The following is a 3,903-nucleotide window of genomic DNA, read 5'->3' as shown; positions in this document are numbered from 1 at the left end:
CGTCTCCGCGATGCTGTACGCCGTCAGCGACGTCGGTCGCCGCCTCGTCCTCGACGGGTTCACGTTCCCCACTCGGCTCTGGGTGCCGACGTTCCTCGGCGGCGTCGCAATCGCCGTCACCCCGCTCGCAATCCGCCGCTGGCCGACGGGCGGCGTCCGCCAGCACCTCCCGTTGTTCGTGGTCGCCGGAACCGGGGTCGCCGTGGGCGAGCACATCACCGCGCTCGCGTTCGCCAGCGCACCCGCCAGCATCGTCTCGACGCTCGTGAACGCGCAAGCCATCGTCGCGGTCCTGCTCGGCTGCCTGTTGCTCGGCGAACCCGGTCTGCGCCGCCGCTTGGGCGCCGCAGTGCTGGCCGTCGCGGGTGTCGGCCTGATTGCGGTTTGAGGCCGGTCATCGCGACCCGGACACCGAACGCGGGCGCGGCTTCCGTGGCGGAGACGCACGCCGTGAGCCGACGTATCGAATCACGCCACGGCGAAGCACGGAACGAAAGCATTCAAGCGCTGGACGGGCGAACGACGCTGTATGTACGAGCGACTCAAGGGATTCCGCGACTTCTACCCCGAGGACATGGGGCCGCGCCGCGAGGCGATGGACGCCCTGGAGGGCGCCGCCGAGCGGTACGGGTTCCGGGAGGTCGGGACGCCGGCGCTGGAGTCGACGCAGATGTACGTCGACAAGTCCGGGGAGGGCATCGTCGACGAACTCTACTCCTTCACCGACCAGGGCGGCCGTGACGTCGCGCTCACGCCGGAACTGACGCCGACGGTAGCCCGGATGGTCGTGGCGAAACAGCAGGCGCTTTCGAAGCCCATCAAGTGGTACTCGACGCGCGCGTTCTGGCGCTACGAGGAACCCCAGCAGGGCCGGTTCCGGGAGTTCTACCAGACGAACGTCGACATCTTCGGGTCCAGCGACCCGCGGGCGGACGCCGAGGTGCTGGCGGTGGCGGCGGACGGCCTGACGAGTCTCGGCCTGACGAGCGACGACTTCGAGTTCCGCGTCTCGCACCGGGACATCCTCGGCGGCCTCCTGAACGCCTTCGACGCGGACGTCGACACCCAGGACGCCATCCGCGTGGTGGACAAGCGCGAGAAAATCGAGTACGGCGAGTACCTCGACGGCCTCTCGGCGGCCGGCCTCTCCTACGAGCAGGCCGAACAGTTCGACGAACTCCTCACCGGCGACGACCTGGACGCACTCACGGCGTTCGCGGGCACTGAACGCGTCAGCGCCGCCGTCCAGAACCTCCGGAACGTCCTCGCGGCCGCCGACGACCTCGGCGTCCGCGAGTACTGCGACGTCTCCCTGACGACCGCGCGGGGGCTGGACTACTACACGGGCGTCGTCTTCGAGTGCTTCGACGCCACCGGCGACATCGGCCGGTCGGTGTTCGGCGGCGGCCGCTACGACGACCTCATCGAGGAGTTCGGCGGCCAGCCCACGCCCGCGGTCGGCGTCGCACCCGGGCACGCGCCCCTCAACCTCCTGCTGGAGCGCGCGGGCGTCCTGCCCGAAAGCGAGCTCACCACGGACTACTACGTCCTCCAGGTGGGCGACACCGAACAGGAGGCCGCGCGCGTGGCTGGTGACCTGCGGGACCGCGGTCACGTCGTCGAGACCGACGTCTCCGACCGGAGCTTCGGCGCGCAGATGAACTACGCCGACAGCATCGGCGCCCGGACCGTCGTCATCGTCGGCGAGCAGGACCTCGCGAACGGCGAAGTCACGGTCAAGAACATGGCGTCCGGCGACCAGACCACCGCGCCGTTCGCGGACTTCCCAGGCGACCGCGACGAACCACGCCTCGAGGACTTCGCCTGAGGGATGGTCCGCCGCGCGTTCCGCGTCGCCTACGACGGCCGCCCGTACTACGGCTTCCAGCGCCAGCCGGACGTCACGACCGTCGAGGGCGAACTGTTCGGAGCGTTGCGGCGCCTGGACGTCTTCGAGGGAGAGAAGCCGCCGGGGTACGCCGCTGCGGGTCGCACGGACGCGGGCGTGTCGGCGCGAGCGCAGACGATCGGGCTGGACGCCCCAGAGTGGTTGACGCCGTCCGCGATGAACGGCGAACTCCCGGACGGAATCCGCGTCTGGGCGTCAGCGGACGCGCCCGCGGACTTCCACGCGACCCACGACGCGAACTGGCGGGAGTACCGGTACTTCGTGTTCGGCCCGGACGCCGACGAGGGCCGCGCGGCCCGCGCGTTGGACCGCCTGCTCGGCGAGCACGACTTCCACAACCTCACGCCGGACGACGACCTGACGACCCGGGCGCTGTCCGGCGGTCTCGCCCGCGAGGACGACTTCCTCGTGGTGACGCTGCGCGCCAGCGGGTTCTGCCGGGAACTCGTCAGGCGCGTCGTCTCGCTCGTCCGGGACGTCGCGGCGGGCGGGTCCGTCGACCGCATCGAGCGCGTGCTCGGCCCCGAACCGGTCGACGGGCCGGACGGTGTCGCGCCCGCCCCAGCCGGCCCGCTGGTCCTCCACGACGTCGACTACGACCTCGAATTCACGACGGAGCCGCGGGCGGCCGCTGCCGTCAGGGACGCCTTCACGGCGCTGCACGAGGAACGGCGCTCGCTCGCCAGAGTCGCTCGCCACGTCGCCGACGAGGTCTGAGTACCGTTCGCGGCTGCGTCTCGGAGGACCAGGCCTCGCCAGGGGTCAGTCCCAGTGCGCCGGCCAGACGTCCGCGGCTTCCATGCCCGGCCGCATCCCGGCGTCCGCGAGCGTCTCGCGGAGCGCGTCGTCGTCGGGACGCGGGACGTCGCGGGCGGCGAGTTCCTGGACGAGCAGCGCGGTGAGCATCCCGTGCTCGCGGATGTTGCGGGAGTCCGCCTTGTCCCGGGTGTCGGCCGTCGTGTGTCCCCAGCCGCGGCCGCGGTCCGGCGTGACGCTGTGTAACTGGGTGGCGGGGGCGCCGCGCCGGAGGAACGGCCAGTGGTCGCTGTACGGATGGAGGACGTCTTCGACCGCTATCGGGCGGTTCGCTCGGTCGCTGACGTCGTCGAGAACGTCAGCGAACGCGTCTGTGCCGTGCGTGAACGCGCGCAGCGTCCGGTAGCGGCCCGCGCCGTCCACGTTCACGACCGCCCGCACGGACTCGAGGTCGAGGCCGGTGGCGACCGCTGTCGACCCGAGCAGCCCGACTTCCTCTGCACCGACGGTCGCCAGCCGCACCCGGGAGTCGAGGTCGAGGTCGGCGAGCACGCGCGCCGCGGCGACGAGCGTGGCGACCCCACAGCCGTTGTCGAGCGCGCCCTCCGCGACGTCGTGGGCGTCGTGGTGAGCGAGCACGACAACCTCGTCGTTCGTCTCCGGCCCGAGGACGCCAGTGGTGTTGGTGCCCGTCCCCGGGTCCGTGGCTGCGTCCACGGAGAGCGTGACGCGGCCGTCGCGGTCGGCGTACTCCCGGAGCCACTCCCCGCTCTCTTTGGAGACGCCGACAGCCGGAATCTCGGCCTCGCGCCCGAACCGGAGCGCGCCCGTCGGCGGCAACTGGCCGTCCCTGTGGTTGTAGAAGATGAACCCCGCGGCGCCCGCGTCCACGGCGTACCCGTACTTCTCCATGCGGTGGACGAACCGGCCGTCCGCCGGGCTGTCCGTGGACGCGAGGACGACTGTGTCCGAAAGGTCAGCGTCGTCCGAGAGGTCGCCGCTGACCCCCTCAACGACGTCGAGTTCCTCGGCCACACGCTGGACGTCTTCTTTCGTCCCGTGGCCGACGTCGACCAGTGGCGCGCTCTCCACGCGACCCGGCGGCGAGTACGGGAGCGCGAACGCCTCGAACTCGCGGCGGGCCGGCTCTGTGACGGCCAGCGAGCAGTCCCCGCGCCGCCACACCGGCAGGTCGAACTCGGTCGTGGTGACGCCTCTCGCGCCGCGTCGCGAGCGCG

Annotated in this window: 4 protein-coding genes; 3 read left to right on the top strand and 1 reads right to left on the bottom strand. The window is 71.5% G+C overall.

What is annotated here, in order from left to right:
- The 3 genes from GRX66_RS17225 to truA all read left to right on the top strand — a co-directional run.
- Positions 1–388, top strand: a 388-nt coding sequence (locus GRX66_RS17225) for an EamA family transporter (RefSeq protein WP_159527613.1), incomplete at its 5' end; no start/stop codon positions are given.
- Between the two features lie 141 nt (positions 389–529).
- Positions 530–1,828 carry a histidine--tRNA ligase gene (gene hisS / locus GRX66_RS17220; RefSeq protein ID WP_159527612.1) on the top strand — a complete coding sequence of 433 codons (1,299 nt, stop codon included), beginning with the start codon at positions 530–532 and terminating at the stop codon, positions 1,826–1,828.
- Positions 1,829–1,831: 3 nt separating this feature from the next.
- Positions 1,832–2,626 (top strand): tRNA pseudouridine(38-40) synthase TruA, encoded by a 795-nt coding sequence (truA, locus tag GRX66_RS17215; RefSeq protein ID WP_159527611.1) that lies wholly within the window; start codon positions 1,832–1,834, stop codon positions 2,624–2,626.
- Between the two features lie 45 nt (positions 2,627–2,671).
- Here truA and GRX66_RS17210 read toward each other — a convergent pair.
- The coding region (locus GRX66_RS17210) for a M28 family metallopeptidase (protein WP_159527610.1) at positions 2,672–3,903 on the bottom strand (1,232 nt) is incomplete at its 5' end.

This window comes from Halobacterium bonnevillei, assembly GCF_009831555.1.
Lineage (GTDB): Archaea > Halobacteriota > Halobacteria > Halobacteriales > Halobacteriaceae > Halobacterium > Halobacterium bonnevillei.
The sequence above is the reverse complement of the archived record's forward strand: the minus strand, read 5'-3'. Positions and strand labels throughout refer to the sequence as shown.